The organism is Streptomyces sp. NPDC006385 (assembly GCF_040612485.1).
Taxonomy (GTDB): domain Bacteria; phylum Actinomycetota; class Actinomycetes; order Streptomycetales; family Streptomycetaceae; genus Streptomyces.
Genome location: NZ_JBEXQG010000163.1, coordinates 1 through 2,775, shown reverse-complemented (window position 1 = coordinate 2,775; position 2,775 = coordinate 1). Strand labels below are relative to the sequence as shown.

Here is a 2,775-nt window from a genome sequence, read left to right as displayed (position 1 = left end):
GGTGACAAGGTCAGCGTCCTGCAGAGCTCCAGCTGCAAGTCGCACGACCTGAACCTCGACGTCCTGGGCCAGGTCGGCATCCTCAACGGCCTGCTCGGTAACGCGCTCAACGGCGAGGGCAACGCCGGCGGCCAGGACACCCACCTGGGCTCGACCATGGGCTGCGACAACAAGGCGTTCTAGAACCCCTTCTGAAGGGTGCTGTTGTGTCGGGTTGGCCGTCCGTGAAGTCACGGGCGGCCAGCCAGATGCTGATGCGCCCTCCTCTTCGGGGGGCCGGACAGGATGGCCACGTCGGAGCGGATCAGGCACCTCGCCGGTCATCCTGAGCCCGAGCGGTGAGGCACTCCTCCGCAAATGCCAGCACTTTGAGGTGGTATGCGCGGGCAGCCCAGCCGAGGCTGATGTTGTGACCGGCATGCGGGAGGTGGTCGACGACGACCCGTGGCGCCGCGCAAAGCCGTCCGATCAGGTCGGCGAGGTCCTCGTCCTCATGGCCCCACCAACCCTCATGCTGCGCGAAAGTGAGCCGGACGGGAACGCGGATTCGCGGCAGGATCGCCGCAGACAGCCGCGTCCAACCCGCCACCGTGCCGAACTCCTGAGCCGGCATGGGCGCCACAACCGTCTGGCTCAAGCGGAACGTGTCCGGCGGATACAGGGTCAAGGGCCCCCAGTTCCGATGCCGCAGCCCCTCGCCGCGGTCGGGGCTGAGCTGGTCGGCGTGCACGGCCAGTCGGCGGCCGCACCCGGAGACATCCACACCGAGCAGCGCCGACCCCTCCCAGTCGGCGGCCACGGCGAAAGCGACCTTGGCGCCGAAGGAATGACCCAGCACCAGCGTGCCGGCGCCCGAGGCGTGGGCGGCGGTGAAGGCAGCAATCGCCGCGCGCACGGTGTCGGCCTGCCGACCGAGCCCCTGCCCGGTCGGCAGGCGCACGGCGGACGATCCGTAGCCCGGGCGGTCCAGCGCCAGCACCGTGTAACCCAGACGCGCTCCCAACGTCAGCAGGGACACATCCGGATGCGCCTGGCCGTCGAAATACCCGGCATTCATGCCGCCGCCGTGCAAGGCGACGATCACAGCGCGCGGATCCTGTACCGGCTCGCTCAGCAGGCCCGACACGGTGACGCCGTCCGCATCGATGGTGACCGCGCGTACGCCGGGGGACAGTTTCCGGTGGTGCTCTGACGGCGCGGCCGGTGACGTCGGACGGCCGGGGCGCACGTTCAATCGCATGTCGGTCACGACACGGCCCTCCGACGGCATCCAGCGGCGACGGCCGCCAGGTCCTCCCCGCCCGCTTCCCGCCACTTCTGCGTCAACGCCGCAGCACTCTCGCGCAGACCGAGGGCATGACCGGCGACACCGGCACTGATCGCGACCCGGTGGCCGGGACCCGGCGGAAGCACCTCGACGACGGCCTGAGCAGGGGTATCCATGACGCCCAGCATCGACCCCGGAACCAGTCCCTGCCGCCTGGACGCGGCCATACGCCGTACTGCTGCCGTACTGCCGTACTGCCGCATGGCGTCCACCACACTGACGGGCCATCACGACGGAGAGGATCGTCGCCCTCGACCCGGCGGTCGAGCCGGGCGCCACGCACGCCCAGGTGGAGGAGCTTCAGCGGTTCCTCGTCAATACCGGGTACTTCCCCATCTAGGACGCGTGTGGAGGTCGCGGTGACGGAGCATCCGGTGATCGGGTATCTCGTCTGGGCGGTGCTGTTCGGCGCCCTGTTCGCCTGGGAGGGCCTGGCCCTCGTCCGAACAGGTGACGCCTTCCCCACCCTCAGCGATGCCCTGCGGGCGGTGATGCGCTACCCGTTCGGGCGATGGGCGCTGTTCGCGCTGTGGCTGTGGTTCGGCTGGCACACCTTCGTCCGCGGCTGGCACTTCCTGCTCCGGGACGCACCATGACAACGTCCCACCGAAGGTAGGGCCCGTACCGTGCTTCCCCTCCCCCTGAACATCGGGCTCATGCTGACCGGGTATCTGCTGGTCATGGGGTACCTGGCCGTTGGCCTGCACCTCCTTCGCCGACAGAGACCCGGCCCGGAGAAGGCGACCGGGAAGGCGACCGGGAAGGCGGAGCGCCGACTCGCCGAACAACTCGCCCCCGGCGCGCCCAGACCCGGGTGGCCCGGCCTGACCCGCCAGGTGCTCGGCACCGCCGTCGGCGGATACGCACTGCTGATGGCCGTGGTGGTCGGTTACTACCACGGGGTCGCGCAGCTGGGGGGCCGCTTCCTGACAAGCGCGTTCACCGGCTGCGCGCTCCTGGTGGGAATCGCCCTGCCGGTGTTCTTCACCGTCTCATGGCTCAGCGAGCGGCAACGGGGCAAGCGTGTCTCCGAGTGACGGAGAACGCGCCCACCTCCGACCAAACTCCCGCCGAGCCGGGAAGGTTCACGCCAACTTCACTTCGATTTTCAGGCTCTCCCCAGCCGAAGCGTTGAGTTAACCGTGCAAACAACTTTGCCGAGATAAGATGTTCTTGACTGGTCATTGACCATTCGTTGGTACACGCATGTAGTGCTGAACTGCCTGGAGGGGGGCGCATGTTCCGAGGTCCGACGGCCCGCACCGTGGTTTCGATCCTCGCCGCCGCCCTGCTCGCCCTCCAGTTCTTCGCACCTACCGCGTCCTTCGCACGTGTACACACGGTCAGTCAGGCAGAGGCCAAAGCCCAACCCGGAATCAAGATCTCCGGGAAGGCGCTGCGCGATGAGACCCTCACGTCACGCCACTGCGTTCCGTCGGGCAATGGGG

General features: G+C 68.5%; 4 protein-coding genes and 2 pseudogenes. 4 read left to right on the top strand and 2 right to left on the bottom strand.

Annotated elements, in window-relative coordinates; translation table 11 throughout:
- Positions 1-183 (top strand): annotated as a pseudogene (locus tag ABZ078_RS44290) (hypothetical protein); the annotation flags it as partial.
- Positions 184-304: 121 nt separating this feature from the next.
- Here ABZ078_RS44290 and ABZ078_RS44285 read toward each other — a convergent pair.
- Positions 305-1,240 carry an alpha/beta hydrolase gene (locus tag ABZ078_RS44285; RefSeq protein ID WP_356584356.1) on the bottom strand — a complete coding sequence of 312 codons (936 nt, stop codon included), beginning with the start codon at positions 1,238-1,240 and terminating at the stop codon, positions 305-307.
- Positions 1,241-1,245: 5 nt separating this feature from the next.
- A complete protein-coding gene (locus ABZ078_RS44280; protein ID WP_356584354.1) occupies positions 1,246-1,443 on the bottom strand; it encodes a hypothetical protein in 198 nt (65 codons plus the stop codon).
- Positions 1,444-1,686: 243 nt separating this feature from the next.
- Here ABZ078_RS44280 and ABZ078_RS44275 point away from each other — a divergent pair, with 243 nt between their 5' ends.
- The 3 genes and pseudogenes from ABZ078_RS44275 to ABZ078_RS44265 form a co-directional block, all read left to right on the top strand.
- A complete protein-coding gene (locus ABZ078_RS44275) occupies positions 1,687-1,923 on the top strand; it encodes a DUF6186 family protein (protein WP_356584352.1) in 237 nt (78 codons plus the stop codon).
- Between the two features lie 30 nt (positions 1,924-1,953).
- Positions 1,954-2,364 (top strand): DUF6256 family protein, encoded by a 411-nt coding sequence (locus ABZ078_RS44270; protein ID WP_356584350.1) that lies wholly within the window; start codon positions 1,954-1,956, stop codon positions 2,362-2,364.
- A 200-nt stretch (positions 2,365-2,564) separates the two neighbouring features.
- A pseudogene (locus ABZ078_RS44265) lies at positions 2,565-2,775 on the top strand (hypothetical protein); the annotation flags it as partial.

Bases quoted from the DNA above. Each gene is read 5' to 3' on its own strand.
- ABZ078_RS44285 (WP_356584356.1), bottom strand. From the start codon at position 1,240: ATGCGATTGAACGTGCGCCCCGGCCGTCCGACGTCACCGGCCGCGCCG.
- ABZ078_RS44280 (WP_356584354.1), bottom strand. From the start codon at position 1,443: ATGGATACCCCTGCTCAGGCCGTCGTCGAGGTGCTTCCGCCGGGTCCC.